Origin of the sequence: Rhodococcus sp. T9N (genome assembly GCF_024436645.1) — a bacterium.
Classification (GTDB): domain Bacteria; phylum Actinomycetota; class Actinomycetes; order Mycobacteriales; family Mycobacteriaceae; genus Rhodococcus_F; species Rhodococcus_F qingshengii.
Map to the genome: position 1 here is coordinate 148,921 of NZ_JAMSKS010000010.1, position 17,400 is coordinate 166,320.

The 17,400-nt window shown below is 64.9% G+C and carries 16 protein-coding genes; 10 read left to right on the top strand and 6 right to left on the bottom strand.

Annotation, left to right across the window (positions count from 1 at the left end; genetic code table 11):
• Positions 1 to 56: 56 nt before the first annotated feature.
• From nirD to M1L53_RS17925, 4 genes are read left to right on the top strand one after another with little or no spacing between them, the layout of a single operon-like run.
• On the top strand, positions 57 to 470 hold the full coding sequence (nirD, locus tag M1L53_RS17910; RefSeq protein ID WP_003942316.1) for a nitrite reductase small subunit NirD: 414 nt from the start codon (positions 57 to 59) through the stop codon (positions 468 to 470).
• The gene (locus M1L53_RS17915) at positions 467 to 1,627 is read left to right on the top strand and encodes a uroporphyrinogen-III synthase (RefSeq protein WP_003942336.1); all 1,161 of its coding nucleotides are present in this window, start codon (positions 467 to 469) and stop codon (positions 1,625 to 1,627) included. Before nirD ends, M1L53_RS17915 begins: the two co-directional genes overlap by 4 nt.
• Positions 1,614 to 2,363 carry a sirohydrochlorin chelatase gene (locus M1L53_RS17920; protein ID WP_054187623.1) on the top strand — a complete coding sequence of 250 codons (750 nt, stop codon included), beginning with the start codon at positions 1,614 to 1,616 and terminating at the stop codon, positions 2,361 to 2,363. The genes M1L53_RS17915 and M1L53_RS17920 overlap by 14 nt, the downstream gene beginning before the upstream one ends.
• Positions 2,308 to 2,955, top strand: coding sequence for a maleylpyruvate isomerase family mycothiol-dependent enzyme (locus tag M1L53_RS17925; RefSeq protein WP_007731241.1), 648 nt, complete (start codon positions 2,308 to 2,310; stop codon positions 2,953 to 2,955). The genes M1L53_RS17920 and M1L53_RS17925 overlap by 56 nt, the downstream gene beginning before the upstream one ends.
• A 35-nt stretch (positions 2,956 to 2,990) precedes the next feature.
• Here M1L53_RS17925 and M1L53_RS17930 read toward each other — a convergent pair whose 3' ends face one another.
• Positions 2,991 to 3,758 carry a hypothetical protein gene (locus M1L53_RS17930; RefSeq protein WP_003942311.1) on the bottom strand — a complete coding sequence of 256 codons (768 nt, stop codon included), beginning with the start codon at positions 3,756 to 3,758 and terminating at the stop codon, positions 2,991 to 2,993.
• 89 nt (positions 3,759 to 3,847) lie between these two features.
• Here M1L53_RS17930 and M1L53_RS17935 point away from each other — a divergent pair, with 89 nt between their 5' ends.
• Entirely contained in the window at positions 3,848 to 4,426 is a 579-nt protein-coding gene (locus M1L53_RS17935) for a hypothetical protein (RefSeq protein ID WP_054187622.1), read from the top strand.
• Entirely contained in the window at positions 4,423 to 4,767 is a 345-nt protein-coding gene (locus tag M1L53_RS17940; RefSeq protein ID WP_007731243.1) for a hypothetical protein, read from the top strand. Before M1L53_RS17935 ends, M1L53_RS17940 begins: the two co-directional genes overlap by 4 nt.
• 5 nt (positions 4,768 to 4,772) lie before the next feature.
• On the opposite strand, the gene M1L53_RS17945 is transcribed toward M1L53_RS17940, so the two are convergent.
• The 3 genes from M1L53_RS17945 to M1L53_RS17955 are packed head-to-tail and all read right to left on the bottom strand — an operon-like array spanning position 4,773 to position 7,664.
• Entirely contained in the window at positions 4,773 to 6,518 is a 1,746-nt protein-coding gene (locus M1L53_RS17945; RefSeq protein WP_054187641.1) for an NTP transferase domain-containing protein, read from the bottom strand.
• 50 nt (positions 6,519 to 6,568) lie between these two features.
• The gene (locus tag M1L53_RS17950; protein WP_003942322.1) at positions 6,569 to 6,865 is read right to left on the bottom strand and encodes an MGMT family protein; all 297 of its coding nucleotides are present in this window, start codon (positions 6,863 to 6,865) and stop codon (positions 6,569 to 6,571) included.
• Positions 6,866 to 6,875: 10 nt separating this feature from the next.
• Positions 6,876 to 7,664, bottom strand: coding sequence for an alpha/beta hydrolase (locus tag M1L53_RS17955; RefSeq protein WP_054187621.1), 789 nt, complete (start codon positions 7,662 to 7,664; stop codon positions 6,876 to 6,878).
• 52 nt (positions 7,665 to 7,716) lie between these two features.
• Between M1L53_RS17955 and M1L53_RS17960 the strand changes: the two genes are divergently transcribed.
• Together M1L53_RS17960 and M1L53_RS17965 are read left to right on the top strand one after the other, a co-directional pair.
• On the top strand, positions 7,717 to 11,079 hold the full coding sequence (locus M1L53_RS17960) for an ATP-dependent DNA helicase (RefSeq protein WP_054187620.1): 3,363 nt from the start codon (positions 7,717 to 7,719) through the stop codon (positions 11,077 to 11,079).
• The gene (locus tag M1L53_RS17965) at positions 11,080 to 14,472 is read left to right on the top strand and encodes an ATP-dependent DNA helicase (protein ID WP_054187619.1); all 3,393 of its coding nucleotides are present in this window, start codon (positions 11,080 to 11,082) and stop codon (positions 14,470 to 14,472) included.
• Here M1L53_RS17965 and M1L53_RS17970 read toward each other — a convergent pair.
• Positions 14,469 to 14,870, bottom strand: a complete 402-nt coding sequence (locus M1L53_RS17970) for a hypothetical protein (RefSeq protein ID WP_003942341.1) — start codon at positions 14,868 to 14,870, stop codon at positions 14,469 to 14,471. The two genes, M1L53_RS17965 and M1L53_RS17970, sit on opposite strands and share 4 nt — an antisense overlap.
• A 156-nt stretch (positions 14,871 to 15,026) precedes the next feature.
• Here M1L53_RS17970 and M1L53_RS17975 point away from each other — a divergent pair, with 156 nt between their 5' ends.
• Together M1L53_RS17975 and nudC are read left to right on the top strand one after the other, a co-directional pair.
• Positions 15,027 to 16,094: a TrkA family potassium uptake protein gene (locus M1L53_RS17975; RefSeq protein ID WP_003942296.1), complete on the top strand. Its 1,068-nt coding sequence runs from the start codon at positions 15,027 to 15,029 to the stop codon at positions 16,092 to 16,094.
• Between the two features lie 38 nt (positions 16,095 to 16,132).
• Entirely contained in the window at positions 16,133 to 17,032 is a 900-nt protein-coding gene (gene nudC / locus M1L53_RS17980; RefSeq protein ID WP_007731249.1) for an NAD(+) diphosphatase, read from the top strand.
• A 14-nt stretch (positions 17,033 to 17,046) separates the two neighbouring features.
• Here the strand turns inward: nudC and M1L53_RS17985 are convergent, their stop codons facing one another.
• On the bottom strand, positions 17,047 to 17,304 hold the full coding sequence (locus M1L53_RS17985) for a mycoredoxin (RefSeq protein WP_003942350.1): 258 nt from the start codon (positions 17,302 to 17,304) through the stop codon (positions 17,047 to 17,049).
• Positions 17,305 to 17,400: the final 96 nt, after the last annotated feature.

Genomic DNA, 17,400 nt, shown 5'->3' on the forward strand with positions numbered 1-17,400 from the left:
AGAAACGTAGACAAGAACCCGCGCGACGTTGTCGCCGGATCGACAGGAGGACTTCGATGAGTGTCATCGATGCGCAGATCGCCAAGCTGGATTCGGATCGACTCGAATGGACGTCGGCCTGCCCGCTGAGCCATCTGATCCCTGGACGCGGAGTTGCCGTGCTTCTTCGCGGCGGCGAGCAGGTGGCGCTGTTCCTACTCGAGGACGGCACACTCCGGGCTGTCAGCAACTTCGATCCGTACGGCCGCGCCGCGGTGATGTCTCGCGGACTCGTCGGCGACCGGGACGGTGAGCCGATCGTGGTCTCGCCACTGCTCAAGCAGGCGTTCTCGCTGGTCGACGGCCGGGCGCTGGACGACTCGTCGGTTGCGCTGCCGGTGTACGGCGTTCGCGTGTGGGCTGGAGTCGTTCAGGTACACAGCTTGCAGATGCAGGGTGTTCGCTCGACTGTCGCCGATGCAGTCTCGTGAGTGACGACATGCCGTTGGCTGGATTCACGGTAGGTATCACTGCTTCGCGCCGCGCCGAGGAGTTCGCGACCTTGCTGACTCGTCGGGGAGCGGATGTCGTTCACGCTCCGGCGATTCGAATCATTCCGTTGGCCGACGACCGTGAGCTCGAAAGGGTGACACAGCAGATCATCTCGGATCCTCCCGAGGTGGTTGTCGCCACCACCGGGATCGGATTCCGGGGTTGGCTGGAAGCAGCCGACGGGTGGGGTGAGGCGGAAAATCTCGGATCCGCGTTGGGCTCGGCTCGTCTGCTCGCGCGAGGACCGAAGGCCAAGGGAGCAATCCGCGCGGCCGACCTTCGTGAGGAATGGTCACCGGCATCCGAGTCTTCCGCCGAGGTGCTCGAACATCTTCTGGCAGAAGGTGTCTCGGGAAAGCGGATCGCTGTACAACTGCATGGTGCGACCACCGAGTGGGAGCCGATTCCCGACTTCTGTCAGGTGTTGCGCGAGGCCGGCGCCGAGGTCATCGCGGTGCCCGTCTATCGATGGGAACCGCCGGAGGATCCGACGCTGCTCGACCGGATGATCGACGCCATAGCGTCAGCCGGAATCGACGCCGTCAGTTTCACCAGTGCACCGGCCGTAGCCTCGATGTTGATGCGCGCCGACAAGACCGGGGATCTCGGAGACATTCTCGACGCGATGCGGGGTCCGGTGGCGGCCATGTGCGTCGGCCCGGTCACCTCGGCGCCGCTCGAAGCGTTGAATGTACCGACCACAGCCCCGGCGCGGGCACGTCTGGGCGCGCTCGCGAGACACATCGTCGACGAACTCCCGCAGCGAGCCAACAAGATTCAAGCCGGCGAACACGAAATCAGCATTCGCGGCGGTTGCGTAGTCGTGGACGGTGAAGTGAAGCAATTGCCGCCGGCTGCGATGTCGTTGATCCGCACTCTCGGTGCCAGCCCCGGTCGAGTCGTCTCCCGCGACGAACTGCTGGCTTCTCTTCCCGGCGGCGGCGGCGACACCCATGCCGTCGAGACCGCCGTCGCCCGATTGCGCGCGTGCCTCGGCGCGCCCAAAGCCGTTCAGACGGTGGTCAAGCGGGGCTATCGACTTGCCCTCGACCCCGGCGACTACGTACAGAATCCAGGTGACTATGCAACGCGATGACGATGTCCTCGTCCTGGTAGCTCATGGCACGCGTAGTGCACGTGGCGTGGAAATGGTTGCCGCACTGGCCGACGCCGTCGGCACGCGCGTCGGACGCACGCGCGTTGCCTTTGTCGATGTGCTCGGTCCGTCACCTTCGGAAGTCCTCCGGGACACTCCGGGGCGAGCGATTCTCGTACCGGCGTTCCTGGCGTCCGGCTACCACGTTCACACCGATGTTCGACGCGAAGTGGCGATCAGTGAGCACTCGGCTGTGAGTGTGACGCCCGCACTCGGACCCGATCCGGCGCTTGCACGCGTGCTGCTTCGGCGCTTGACCGAAGCGGGGTGGAATCCGGGTGACGCGACAGTGCTTGCTGCCGCCGGGTCGTCCGATGCGCGGGCGCTGCGAGACGTCGAGCGTGCTGCGCTGATGCTTGCCGAAGCGGCGGGGACTCGTGTCGACATCGGGTACATCGCGACCGGGGAGCCGAAGGTAGCCGATGTTGTTGCAGCAGAACGCGTTCGCGGCGCGAAGCGAGTTTTTGTCGCCTCGTACCTCCTCGCGCACGGGCTGTTCCACGAAAGGTTGCACGCTGCAGGAGCCGATGGTGTGACCGAACCGCTCGGCGTCGATCCGGGAGTGGTGGACCTTGTCGTGAATCGGTATGAGAGTGCGCGAAGGGAACTAGTATCGCTGCATGACGTCTCACTCCGTAACGCCGACGTATGCCGACCTGGTCGCAGCAGTTCGTGAATCCGACGTCAAGGCACAGGCTCTCATCGGTGCACTGACCGAAGAGCAGGCGCGGGAGCCCTCCGGGCTCCCCGGGTGGAGTCGGGGACACGTCGTGACGCACATGTCGCGCAACGCCGACGCGCTGGGCAGATTTGTTGCCGGCGTGCAGGGCGGCGAATCGGGGGAGATGTATCCAGGGGGGCCGGATGCGCGCAATGCTGCAATCGAAGAGGGCGCAGATCGCCCGGCTGAATTGTTGGCCCTCGACTACCGCTTCTCGGGAACGAGGCTGGTCGACGCGTTGTGCGAGATCCCGACAGATCGACTGGACACACCGGTGCCGTGGCGCAAACCTGTGACGGCATTCGATCTACCGATCCTGCGCTGGAACGAGATCGAGATTCACCTGATGGACCTCGACATCGGTTACACCTGCCACGACTGGCCTGCCGAGTTCGTGGAATTCACTCTCGCCAGTCAGTTGGGCGCACTCGAGACGGCGGTCCCGGGTGTACGAGTGCCGTCACTGTCCGACGCGGAGACCTTGGCCTGGTTGGTCGGGAGGCCGACGAGGGTGGGGCTGCCGACTCTCCCTGCCTGGCCGTTCTGAGATGCAGCCGTTCTGAGATGCAGCCGTTCTGAGAGTTAGAACAGGGTGGGGGCGCTCACGTCGTTGCGTGCTTGGGCCAACCGCGCACTCCACCTTTTCACCAACCACATCTCGACGATCTCGGGTTGGGTGCCGGCGGCATAGGCCCAGCTGTCGAGAAGTTCGCAGTACCGGCGGTAGCGACGCGTCGTGAAGCCGGTGACGGAAGGATCCTCGAGCCAGCCCTCGTGGATGAGCGTCGAGACTCCGTACTGGTCGATCATCTGAGCGCGTCGGCCTTCGTCCTGTACGCCCACTGCCCACATGAAAGCGGCCATCAGCGATACCCCGACACCGGGGGTGAGTGGCCACCCGGACCAGGTGTCGCGCCGGACGACGGGCATCGACTTGTTTTTCGAGCAGTGATCGAGAATGGCTGTGATCTGGGTCAGCGGATCCTCGTCCTCGCGGTGATGGGGATTGAAGACGTTGGGGAACCGCCGTGTGAACCGTCGGCTCTCGTGCGAGCCCTGCCAGGCCGCGCAGAGAAACAGTAGTCCGAGGCCGTCGTGCTGGGCGACAACGAGATCGCTCGACGGGCGAAGGTCGTTGCGTTGAACGATGGCTCGACCTTCGGTGATCACTTTGCCGTCGAGATCACGCCCGCGCAGGCTGATGGTGTGGCCGGCGTCCTTCAGGTGCGCGTTCCACCAATCCAGGTCGACGGTCGCTTCGTCGTCGAGGACGTGCAGTGGAAAGGTGCGGGAGCGGCACCACTCGACCAATGCGTCCGGCGGTTCGAATCCTTCGTCGACACGATTCATGGCGCGATGATCCCACGAGTCGCCGACAGGAATTCGTCCGACGCGCAGGTCACCGAGATGGAACCGGACACTCGCGGTACGCTCCGCTCATGAAATCGGCGTCCTCGAGGGTGCGTCCGGCGCTGTGGACGGTAGCCATCGCCTTGACGGCCACGGGTCTGAGCGGATGCATCGGTGCCGTCGATCGGATGGATTTCGACAACCAGATGCGCGAACGTGGCGGTGGGATGACGTCGGAGTTGGTGCGAGGCGGGTTCGACAGCCTCGCACATAGATACGGCGTCGACGCGATATCGGTGACCAGCATCGACATCAGCCCGATCGAGACGCTCGGGGTCACCGTTCGTGACCCCGGGAAGCCGACCCAGCTCGACAGATTCTCTTTCGACGGAGTCATTCTCGGCGAGCCGAGCCCCGTGCAAGTCAGTGTCACCGACGATCTCGATGCACGATCGTTCACGCTGGATCAAGTGCCGGCATTGACGAACCTCGAGAAGTTGGTCGACGACGCGCTGGAGAACAGCGGTGTCGACGACGGCGAAGTCACCGGGATCTCGGTCACTCGCACCGAGGCGATTCGCGCATCCGTGATGGTGGAATCTCCACGCTCGCGGGCGCTGGTGGTCTTCGAGCCTGACGGAACTCCCTTCCTGGTGCACCCGCTGTGAGCCGCCGTATCGCTCCGTTGCTGATCTCCGTAGTGGTGATCGTGGTCGTGGGAATCTTTGCTGCACTACTGTCTTCGGTGATCTGGCCAGGACAGGTCGCTCATTTGGCGCCGATTTTCTGTGAAGCTCCCACATCGAGCGCGATGGTCGTCTCGGATACCTTTTCCGACGGCGACGGTACGTCCACCAATTTCACGCTGTATTGCGTCGGACCGCGCGGTCAGACCGTTGATGCCGGGTGGCTGCTGCCGTTCTTGGTGCTGTGGGGCGTGTATTCGCTGGTGCTTGCGATAGTGGTCGGCGTGGTCGGGGTCAACCGGCGTAGGCGCCCAAACGACTGACCCGATCAGCGTGGGAGGACAACCACTTCGGCGACGGCATCGTCTTCCGCGTGTGGCGGAACGAGTGCAAACGCGGAGCGCCCGATCAACCCCGCCAGGTGTGCGGTACGTACAGACGGTTCGGCGCGCCAGCGACCGTCGGCGGATTGTGTGACCGGCAGTAGGCGTACCGCATCGGAAGTCACCGCAGCGGCGTTCTCGATGATGCCGAGCAGTCGCGGTGGTGTGTCGCTTCCCGTCAAGGCGGCCACGACGGTGGGCAGCATCGTCAACAGGGTGGTCACTGCGGCGTACGGGTTGCCGGGGAGGCCGAGAACCACCCGACCACTGGGCAGGACAGCCGTTATTTGAGATCCGCCCGGGCGCGAGGCGACTCGCCCGACAATCGTGCGAGCGCCGAGTCGATCGAGCGCACTGCGCATTTCGTCGGCAGCGCCGCCGCCCGTGGCACCAATGACAACAAGCAGGTCCTGTTCAGTCGCATCCGCCAGTACACGCTCGAAACTGTCGGCCGTGTCCCTCAGGTGCGAATCCGCCACGCACCGTACGCCGTTGCTTTCCAGTAGGTAGGGGAGAATCCCACCGACGGAGTCGCGGGTCTGACCTTCACGCAGTGGACCGGTCCGCCGGATCTCGTCGCCGGTGACTGTCACGCGTGCCCGTACCGGACCACGGACGAGGGCGTCGAACACTTCACCGCTGGCAGCTGCGGAGACCACCGCCGGAGTCACCGCGGTACCAGTCGGGGCGATCGTGAATCCGGTGGTCCAATCTTCCCCTCGTGGTCGAGCGTCGTTGCGGTGCGGCGCATCCGGCAGTCTCCGTACCATCCGAGATGGCTCGTCGACGGACAGATACTCGTCACGAATCACCGAGGTGGCGCCGAGGGGCAGGTGTGCTCCCGTGGCAATGCGAATCGCTTCGCCTTCACCGAGTTCGAGTTGCCCGTCGGCGCCCGCGATACGGATCTCGGTGCGGATTCGCCAGGGACCCTCGCCGGAGACGGCGTACCCGTCCATCGCCGAGACATCGGATCGAGGCAGATCACCCAGGGCGACGAGAGGCTGCGCGAGCGTTGCTCCGAGACTGTCGGCGAGGGCGGCCCGGTGTGGTGACAATGCTGTCAGTGAGTTCCTGACGGCGGCGCGGGCTTGCTCGATCGTCAGGCGCGGATGGTTTCGCGCGCGGTCGATGTCCGCCGGTGTGTCGCAGTCAGTGGTGCCAGTGACACGCAGCGTCGAGAACGGTTCGGTGACAATCGCTTTCATAGGTTGATTCTCCAACCCCGAACTCTCCCGCAATGTGGACAGGCGTTGCCGGAGCTCGCGAAATGTCCACGCGGAGAGCAGGAATTGGGTTCGGTTGTTCTCGTCCACGGCACACGTCAGCGGACTGTCCGTCGACGTGGCAGCTATCAAAGCGTCGACTGATACGGCCTCGATGTGCGGCAGATCGGACGCCAGGACCACCACCACGGCGTCGTCGGGTAACCGGGTCGCAGACAATCCGGCCCAGATCGCCTCGACAGGGCCGGCTCCGGCCGGAGTTTCCTGAGTTTGAGTGATGCCAGGATCAAGTTCAGGGCGATGTGGACCGACCACGACGACGGCGTCCAGATGCGCCGTCGCTGAAAGCGCGATGTCGAGGAGCCTGCGGCCGTGAACGAGCAGGCCGGGTTTGTCGACACCACCCATTCGGGTCCCGCGACCACCCGCCAGAATGAGGGCGGCGGTCGGCGGCGTGACGGTCATACCTCCATGCTGCCCCATCGCCCGCGTCACGACGACCGGTGACACGTGAATCAGAAGTGATACCGAGCTTTCTTCAGGTCGATCCGACCGTCCTTGATCGGCACGCCTTCGAGTTCGAGCTTGGCGATCTGACGATGAGCCAGGTGCGCCGACGGTTTGCCGGAGGCGCCGAGAACCCGATGCCACGGCAGGTCGGCAGAGTCCGTTCGCATGATCCAACCGACCGTGCGAGCACTGGAAAGTCCTGCAGCATCAGCGATATCGCCGTACGTCGCCACGAAACCGGCCGGAATCGACGCGATGAGGCGCCGTACCTCTTCGATCTGCTCTTCGGTGGTGGCTGCCATGTCGGTTCCTTCAGAGCATGCTGCGAACGAGGGCGGCGACTTCGTCGGCCCGCACGTGCGGGACCATGTGGTCACAGTCGAATTCGACACCGGTCAGATTTTCACCGAGGTGCTCGGTGAGCGCTGCCCGGAACTCGTCGGTGACGTACGGCGGTTGGACCTTCATCGCCTGAACCAGCACGGTGGGCATCGACGACGGAGGCAGCACGATCGGGCGAGCGAGTTCGCCCCACCCGGTCACGATCGCGGGCGTGGACAGGCGCCAGTTGACGCGTCCGTTGTCCAGTTCGATCAGGTGTTCCGCCATCTCGACGTCGAGGTCCTGTGTGGGAACCTCACCCCACGAGCCGTGAATCTTCTCGGAGTAGGCCTCTGCCGCATCGGTGTAATCCGGTGAGCCGATTGTGAGTTCGGCCACTTCCTGCATGAAAGTCGGATCCAACCCGATCGCCGGGTCGAGCAGGACGAGCCCACGAATGCGTTCCGGTGCGGTGGCCGCGAGGTGCAGCGCCAGCATTCCGCCGAAAGAATGCGCGACGATCACCACCGGTCCGGTGGCATGTTCGTCGAGCGTCTCCAGCAGGCTCGCCACGTGGGATTCGATGTTCCACGGAGGAGCCCAGGTGGAACGCCCGTGACCGCGTAGATCCGGCGAGATCCAGCGCGCTTCGGGCAGTTGGTTCTCGGCCATCGACTGCCAACGTCGGCCGTGACCGGTCAGACCGTGCAGCGAAAGGATCTCCGGTGCCCCGACGGGTCCGTAGAGATACGTATGGAGTGCAGACACGAGGTCAATCATGCCGGATGCAGGCGATGTGTGAGTTGTCGGTGCGCTCTGGTGGAATGCCTGGGTGAGTGAGACGGCAACACGCAGCAAGGTCACCATTCCGCGGGCGCGGTTGGTGCACCGAACTGCGCCGTCTCCGATACCCCGAACGTGGGACGAAGGGACGGCCCGGCTGTTCGCGCCGCCGTCCGAGGATCCTTTCCAACTCGCGTTCGGCCCTGTTTCATTCGGCTCGGGGGCCGCCTGGAGTCCCTGGCAGGTACTCGGCAGCCCCGGAACCGGCAAGACGTCCCTTCTGGTGGATCTGGCAGTGCAGAAGATCTCCGGTGGCGAAGATCCTGAATCGGTCCTGGTGCTCACCCAGTCGCGCCGGGCAGCGACGCAGGTCCGCGAGCAGATCACGGCCGGGTTGCTCGGGTACGAACAAGAACGCGGACCGCAGGCAACTCGTGAGCCGTTGGTCCGCACCGTTCACTCGTACGCCTTTGCCGTACTCCGGCTTCAAGCCGCAGCGCACGGCAACGCGCCGCCACGCCTGATCACCGGCGCCGAGCAGGACTCGGTGCTCCGAGAGATGTTGCGCGGCGACATCGAAGACGGTGCGCTCCGGTGGCCGGAGCGCCTGCGACCCGCATTGGGTTTGAACGGCTTTGCCGTCGAACTTCGAGATCTGATGTTGCGAGCGAACGAGCGCGGACTCGGCCCCGAAGATCTGGTCAAGCTCGGCAAGAAGCGTGGACGTCCGGAGTGGGTGGCGGCCGGGCGGTTCGCCGAGGCCTACGAGCAAGGCGTGCTGCTGCGCGGCAGTGTCGGTGTCGAGGCTCCGGAGGCGACGGCGCCGGCGCTCGACGCGGCCGAGTTGATCGGTGCGGCATTGACCGCGTTCGCCACCGATCCCGAATTGCTTCGCTCCGAGCGCGCTCGGATCCGGCACCTACTCGTCGACGACGCACAACATCTGGATCCGCAGGCGGCGCAACTGGTTCGGCTGATCGGAACCGCAACTGCGGGCACGGTCATCGCCGGTGATCCCGATCAGTCGGTCTTCGGGTTCCGCGGTGCGGATTCGGCGTTCCTACTCGGACTCGCCGAGCGCGGAGACGAGCGCCAGATCGTCCTGCCCACCACGTTTCGCAACAACGCCGACGTCGCGTCGATCGCGGCGAAGATCGCTGCGCGGCTGCCCGGCAACCTCGCTCATCGCATCGCGGTTCCATCCGATCTCGCCGATGAGGACCCGGGGCGGGCGTCGGTGCGGGTTCTCGGTACGACGGCCAAAGAAGCGGCAGTCGTCGCAGATACCTTGCGCCGGGCGCATCTGCTGGACGGGATTGCTTGGTCCGACATGGCCGTCATCGTTCGGTCGGTCCCGCGCACTCTCGCCCCTCTCCGGCGAGCCCTGCTCGCGGCCGGGGTACCCGTCACGACCGCTGCCACCGAATTGCCGCTGGCCAGGCAACACGGAGTGTCCGGCCTGCTGCTGGTCCTTCGGGCGCTCGGCGGCGATCAGTTCACCGGCGACGACGCGCTTGCCCTGATGGCCGGTCCCATCGGCGGCGCCGAGCCGGTCACCCTGCGCCGGTTGCGTCGTGGCCTGCGCCGGGTCGAGTTGGCATCGGGAAGTGATCGGGACTCCTCGGAGTTGTTGCGGCTCATTCTGATCGACGAGGATCGTGCGCAGTCCAAGCGCCTCATGGGCAAGTTGACAGACGTCGAAGCTGCGGCACTCAATCGCGTGCTGTCGGTCCTTCGCAAGGCCCGAGTGCCTCTCGAGCGAGGTCTCGGGGTCGAAGAAGTTCTGTGGGCAGCATGGCAGGCGACGGGGCTGGAACGACGCTGGGCGGCTGCGTCGGCGCGCGGCGGACCTATCGGCTCACAGGCCGATCGAGACCTCGACGCAGTCGTCGCACTTTTCGACGCGGCCGCCAACTACGTCGACCGGTTGCCGCGTTCTCAACTCGCCGGTTTCGTCGACTACTTGACCAGCCAGGAGATACCGACCGACTCGCGGAGCCGATCGGTCATCACTCCCGACGCCGTCACCGTGGTCAGCGCTCACGCCGCGGCGGGTCGCGAATGGGCGGTCGTGGCGGTGGCGGGTGTGCAGGAGGGGCTCTGGCCGAGTTTGCGGGCACGCGGATCGCTACTGCGTACCGAAGCGCTGATCGACCTGGTCAACGGAGTCTCCGACGGCAGTGACTCGGCTGCCGAACGACTCTCGCGAACCGCACCGCTTCTGGCCGAAGAACGCAGGTTGTTCCTGGTTGCCTGTAGCCGTGCTCGTCGCCGTCTGCTGATCACCGCAGTCGAATCGGCTTCGGGGGACACCGACTTGGTGCCTTCGCGGTTCGTGGACGAATTGATCCGTGGTGACGCGTACTCGGACGATCCGTCCTCCGATCTCGACGTCGTTGCACCCGAGACCGGGGATACCCGGGTTCTGTCGCTGCCTGCACTGGTCGCACAGCTTCGCAGCGTCGTGTGTGATCCCGACATCGCGCATTTCGACCCCGAGAAGCATTCCCGGGCCGCTCGCCAGTTGGCACGTCTGGCTGCTGCCGGGGTACGCGGCGCGCACCCGGATCAGTGGTACGGCACAGCCGAGCCGAGTACCGCTGCTCCCATGTGGCAGCCCGAGGACGGACCGGTTTCACTATCGCCGTCCACCATCGAGCTTCTCGAAACATGCCCTCTCCGATGGGTGTTCGAGCGTCATGGCGGCAGCGACGGAGACAACACTCATGCGATCGCCGGTACGCTGGTCCATACCTTGGTGCAGGCATTGGCCGGCCGGATTCCACCGGATCAGGTCGAGAAGGCACTCGAAAATGCCTGGGAATCCATCGATCTGGGATCGCAGTGGTACTCGCGCCGCGAACTCAATCGAACTCGGGAGATGCTGGCGACGTTCACCGCCTGGATGAACGCAACTCGCGGTGAACTGACCGAAGTCGGCGTCGAGGTCGCGGTCGAGGGGGTCCTCGAACCACGTGAGGAGGGAGCGCCTGCGGTCAAGCTTCGTGGCCGGATCGACCGGCTCGAGCGCGACACCGAAGGCCGTCCGGTGGTTGTCGACGTCAAGACTGCGCGAAACCCTGTCAGCAACGAGGCCGCGCAATCTCACGCGCAGTTGGCGGCGTACCAGGTCGCAGCGGCCGAAGGTGCGATTGCCGGCGAACCGGCCACACAACCCGGCGGTGCACGCCTGGTATTCGTGGCCAAGTCCAACAAGAAAGACGGTGCGGCGCAGCGAGTTCAGCCGCCGCTGACGGCCGAAGCCGTCGAGATGTGGCGAGACGTCATCCACAACGCAGCGGCAGCGACCCAAGGGCCGCAGTATCTGGCCAGGGTCAACGACGGATGTAGACATTGCCCGGTGCGCTCGAGTTGCCCGGCACACGACGAGGGACGACAGGTGAGTAACTAAGTGGCTGCCGCGACGCAGAAGGCACGCCGACCGAAGATCGATCCTGTCGACCTGGCGGTCGCGCTCGGTCAACACCCGCCGACGCCGGAACAGGCGGCAGTCATCGCCGCACCGCTCGGTCCGACATTGGTCGTCGCCGGTGCCGGTGCCGGTAAGACCGAGACGATGGCTGCTCGCGTCGTGTGGCTGGTGGCCAACGGCTTCGTCGATCCCGAGGCCGTTCTCGGATTGACCTTCACGCGCAAAGCGGCACAACAGCTCACGTCGCGAATCCGCAAGCGCTTGGCGCGACTGGCGGGTTCGGACGTTTTGCGGGCACTCGACCCGACCGGCGGAGTGCGTTCCCGGATTCTGGCCGGGGAACCCGAAGTCAGTACCTACCATGCTTACGCGGGACGGTTGCTGTCCGAGCACGGACTGCTGTTGCCGATCGAACCCTCGGCGACGCTGTTGTCCGAGACCGAACTGTGGCAGGTTGCGCACCGCGTCGTGAGCGGCTGGGACAGTGATCTGGACACCGACAAGAATCCGGGGTCCATCACCGAAACCGTTCTGGCCCTTGCCGGTCAGTTGGCGGAGCACCTGGTCGACCCCGAGCAGTTGCTCGAGGCTCACACCGAGTTGGACAAGCTGATTCACACTCTGCCCGCCGGTCCGAAACAGCGGGGTGGGCCGAGCAAGGAGCTGTTGAATTACCTTGATGTGCAACACAAACGCATCGAGCTACTGCCCCTCGTTGCCCGGCTGGGTGAGACGCTGCGGCGTGAAGGCGCATTGGATTTCGGCAGCCAGATGTCGCTGTCGGCCCGTGTCGCCTCCGAACATCCCGAGGTCGGGCAAACCGAGCGTGAGCGCTTTCGGGTAGTTCTTCTCGACGAGTACCAGGACACCGGTCACGCTCAGCGAGTGTTGTTGTCCTCGTTGTTCGGCGGGGGAGCCGACGGCCGGTTGGCGCTGACAGCCGTCGGCGATCCGATGCAGTCGATCTACGGTTGGCGAGGCGCGTCGGCGGCCAACCTGCCACGGTTTGCAACCGACTTCCCGCTTGCCAACGGAAAGCCGGCTCCGACGCTCGAACTGCTCACCAGTTGGCGTAACCCGCCGGAGGCTCTCGAATTGGCAAACCTGTCGTCGGCACCGTTGCGCCGACGCGGTGTGGCCGTCAGCACACTTCGTGCGCGGCCGGGAGCCGTCGCCGGAGACGTTCGACTGGCGCTGCTGGGAGACGTCGAACAGGAACGTCAGTGGGTTGCGGAGAAGATCGCCGAAGAATACGAGGCGGCACGTGCCGAAGACCGCCCGACGCCCACAGCAGCGGTGTTGATCCGCCGCAACGCCGATGCTGCCCCGCTGGCCGAGGCTTTGCGGTCCAAAGGTCTGCCGGTCGAAGTGGTCGGACTCGGTGGGCTCCTGCACACACCCGAGGTGGCGGACGTGATCGCCATGCTCCGAGTGGTCGCCGATCCGCTGGCGGGCAGCGCCGCCGTTCGGCTGCTCACCGGAGCGAGATGGCAGATCGGCGCGAAGGACCTCGCCGCACTCTCGCAACGCTCCCGCGAACTTGCCATCTCCGCCGGATACGGAACAGCGGGTGCGGTCACCGACGCCGAGGCGCTCACCTCGGCAGTTCAGGACGCGCTGCCGGGGGAGAACGCCGAGCAAGCAGGATTGGTCGATTCGATCTCCGATCCAGGCCCGGCAGAACGTTATTCAGCTCTCGGGTACACACGCATCAACGCGATAGCGGCAGAGTTGGCGTCGTTGCGCGAACGTATCGGCCAGCCGCTCACCGAACTGGTGGCGGAGGTCGAGCGGGTGCTCGGTATCGGAATCGAGGCAGGCGCGCGAACCCGAGTCGGTGTCGTCGGGACCGCGGGCCGCGAGCATCTCGACGCATTTGCCGACGTCGTCGCCAATTACGCGACGCGTCCAACAGCCAATCTGCCCGGGATGCTCGCATTCTTCGCGGCCGCCGAACAGATCGAAAAGGGCCTCACTCCGGGCGAAGTGGAGGTGGCGCCGGATCGCGTGCAGATCTTGACCGTGCACTCGGCGAAGGGGCTCGAATGGGAAGTAGTGGCGATCCCGCATGTCAGCGACGGGGTGTTCCCCTCGTCCACCGCGTCCGGATCGTGGCTCGGGGCGCTCGCCGAACTGCCACCGTCGTTGCGTGGTGACCGGGCGGTCGACGCGGATTCGGCCGACGGAGTTCCGGTGCTCGACCTCGAGGAGCTCTACAACCGCAAGGACCTCGAGAACGCGATCACGGCGCACAAGAAGGCATTGTCCAACCGTCGACTGGACGAGGACCGGCGGTTGTTCTACGTCGCGCTGACCAGAACCGAACGGGCGCTGTTCATCTCGGCGCATCACTGGGCGGAATCCGGTTCGGAACCGAAGGGGCCTTCGGCGTTCCTGGACGAGCTGCATCAGATGGTCACGGCCGAAAACGATGCCGGTGAAGAAGACTCGCGCGGTGCGATCGGCGTCGTGGAGGAGTGGGCGCCTGCACCGGAACCTGACACCGAGAACCCGTTGGCCGCCACGCCCCGTACGGCGCAGTGGCCGCCGGATCCGCTGGGTGCGCGGCGCGGCGCGGTCGAGGCCGGAGCCGCAAGCGTCCTGTCCGCACTTGCATCGCTGCCGCAAGACAGCGAAGAGACGGAAGAACCGGAGGACGATCCGGAGAACTGGGCCTCGGACGTCGACGTTCTCCTGGCCGAGCGCGAAGCCCGGGCAAACGCGCGTGCCGAAGTGATTCTCCCGGCGCAGCTTTCGGTGACTCAGCTCGTCGACCTCAAGGCAGATCCGGATGAACTCGCGGCACGGCTGCGTAGACCACTGCCGTACCCACCGAACCCGCTCGCTCGGCGCGGCACGGCTTTTCACGCCTGGATCGAGCGAAGGTTCGGTGCGACCCGACTGTTGGATCTCGACGAACTACCCGGCGCCGCGGATACCGGCGCGGGTCCCGAGACCGATCTGGTGAAACTTCAGGATGCGTTCCTGCGGTCCCCGTGGGCCAATCGCAGCCCGATCGAAGTGGAAGTTCCTTTCGAAACATCCATTGCCGGAACGGTTCTCCGCGGTCGGATCGACGCTGTGTTCGCCGATCCCGACGGCGGATGGACGGTGATCGACTGGAAGACCGGTGCCGAACCGTCGGCCGCCAACGAGGACGCTGTTGTGATGCAGTTGGCCGCGTATCGGGTGGCCTGGGCCGAATTGATGTCCGCCAGAGCCCGTTCGGCGGGGCGCAACGAACAGTTTCCGGCCGACAAGGTGCGGGCGGCGTTTCACTACGTTCGATCGGGTCGCACCATCGCACCCGAGAACCTGCCGGACGGTGAGGCTCTCGCTCGCCTCATCCGAACGGCAGGCGCGCAAGATTAGCTTGCGTTTCGACGAGCCTTGAGTGCTTCGGTCACCAGCGGAACCTGCAGGGGAAGACGTGCGATCGAACCGATCTTCTGCGGTGTGGACGTCTTCGGGCTTCGGCACCAGTCGATCGCCATCTGGATGTTGGCGGGGAACACGGCAACAAAGAGCGCGGCGGCAAGGCCCGCGCCGAGCTTGCGGGTCTTCGGCACGGCCAAGGCAGCGCCGATCGCCAGTTCCGCGACGCCGGACACCTGGGTGTAGGTGCGGGCCTGTCCGGGAAGCTGGCGGGGAACGGTGCTGTCGAAGAAGGAAGGCGCCACGAAATGCATGGTGCCGGCGCCGAGAAGGAGGGCCGACAAACGAAGAGCGGCCGCTTGGCTGGGAGTGGACGTCGAACCGGTGAAAGGCATTTGCCCAGCCTGCCTCACGGTGGACCTTCTTGCCACTACCGGCGCCACGACCCGCGCGCTATTCGGCGCCCGAGTTCCGAAGTCGATCTTCGAGGGTTACGCTGCCTGCCGATGTCCGTGTAGGTATTTCGTAAGTTCGAGTGAGAGAGTCGATGTATGGCCGGTAAGCTCCGGGCGCGTTTGACCAGGTCGGAAGCATTGACCGATCAGCCTGACTTCGCCCTTGTCGGGGTGCTGCGCATTCCCCAGCTACAGACAAGTCCGGCGCGGGCCATCTACAAGCGAGTTCTCATCGCGTTGGGTGCTCTCGGCGCCGCCGTGTTGATCGTGTACATCGATCGCGCGGGATACCGGGACGCACAGGACAACGAGCTGTCGCTGCTCGACTGCATTTACTATGCGACGGTTTCGCTCTCGACCACCGGCTACGGCGATATCACTCCGTTCACGCCGTCGGCGCGCCTGGTCAACGTCCTGTTGATCACGCCACTTCGGATCTTCTTCTTGATCGTGTTGGTCGGAACCACACTTTCAGCTCTGACCGAGAGTTCGCGTCAGGCGTTCAAAATTCAGCGTTGGAGGCAGCACGTGCGTAATCACACCGTCGTCGTCGGATACGGGACCAAGGGGCGGACGGCAATCGAAGCAATGCTCGGTGACGGTGTACCGGCGTCGGAGATCGTGGTCGTGGACACCGATCAGACCGTCCTCGATTCGGCGGCGAGCAAAGGCCTGGTGACGGTATTCGGTTCGGCGACGAAATCGGACGTACTTCGGTTGGCAGGTGCGCAGAATGCGTCGTCGATCATCGTGGCAACCAACCGTGACGACACCGCAGTGCTCGTGACGCTGACAGCCCGCGAAATCGCGCCGAAAGCCAAGATCGCCGCAGCCATCCGTGAAGCCGACAACGCGCATCTTCTGCGTCAGTCCGGCGCAGACTCCGTCGTCGTGTCCTCGGAGACGGCGGGTCGACTCCTCGGCATCGCGACCACGACGCCGACCGTCGTGGAGATGATCGAAGACCTGCTGACTCCGGAGGCCGGATTCGCGATTGCCGAGCGTGCCGTCGAGCGCGACGAGGTCGGCGGCTCTCCGCGTCATCTCTCCGACATCGTGCTCGGGGTCGTTCGCGACGGCCGTCTGGTTCGCGTCGGTTCGCCCGAGGTGGACGCCGTCGAGGAGAACGATCGACTGCTCTACATTCGCCGCGTCACGAACTGAGTGTTACCGAGCTTCGTGCGCGCAGTAATGTCGTGAGCGTGAACGACTTCCAGCTGACCGAAACACCTCTGCTCTCACGCTCGAGCGTCGGCCGCGCCGAGGAATTGCGGTCGGACGCCGCTGCACTGACGACGGGTTGGGCGGACGCACTGCTCCTCCGTGTGAATTCACGGGGTCAGGTCAAGGTGTCGCCGGAAGGTCAATTGGTCTTCGCCGAGGCAACCGAGTTGGGGCCCGAACCGGTGCGCGGCGCGGTCTTCTTGGGAATTCGGGAGAATCGCCACGTCTGGGCGGTGCGGGTGTCGCTGCTGGCGGGCACTTTGTCTGAATTGCGGATGCTCGGCGGAACACTCGACGACGCGGACGCCGGTTTGTTGACCGGTGCCGTCGCGATTCTCAACTGGCACGACAGTGCCGGATTCAGCGCTATCGACGGCGCACCGAGTGAACCCACGATGTCCGGCTGGTCACGCATTTCCACGTCCACCGGCCACGAGGAGTTTCCCCGAACGGATCCGGCGGTCATCTGCCTGGTGCACGACGGCGGCGATCGAGTTCTACTCGCGCGTCAGCCGACCTGGCCGCAGCGCCGTTTCTCGATTCTCGCGGGATTCGTCGAGGCCGGGGAGTCACTCGAAACGTGTGTTGTCCGCGAGATCAAGGAAGAAGTCGGTATCGACGTGCACAGCGTTCGATACCTCGGGAGCCAGCCTTGGCCGTTCCCTCGCTCGGTGATGTTGGGCTTCGCCGCAATCGGCGACCCCGCCGCTCCGCTGCTGTTCGCGGACGGCGAGATCGCCGAGGGCACCTGGTTCACGAAGGACGAGGTGCGCGCCGCTCTCGAACTCGGCGACTGGGGTTCGGAAGCGGACGCGCCACTGCTGCTGCCCGGGTCGATCTCCATCGCTCGCGGAATGCTCGAGAGCTGGGTCAAGTAGCAGCCGGAGAAGGTCTACAGACCCAGAGCCTGCTTGACCTGGTTGAGCGACGGGTTGGTCGCAACGCTGCCGTCGCCGTACTTCACGGTCGGAACGACGTGATTGCCACCGTTGACGCTGCCGACGAAATCGGCTGCTGCCGGATCGTTCTCGATGTCGATCTCGGTGTACTCGATCCCCGACGCGTTGAGCTGCGTCTTGAGGCGACGGCAGTAGCCGCACCACGTGGTCGAGTAGATGGTCAGGGCAGGCGCATTTTCGGTAGAAGTCACGGCCGATATAACACCACGACCGAGAGCGTTGTTCCGTATCGGCCCGTGTTCTCTTGCCCACATACCGTCGGGCGCGGCGAATGGAGTGTCGGAACG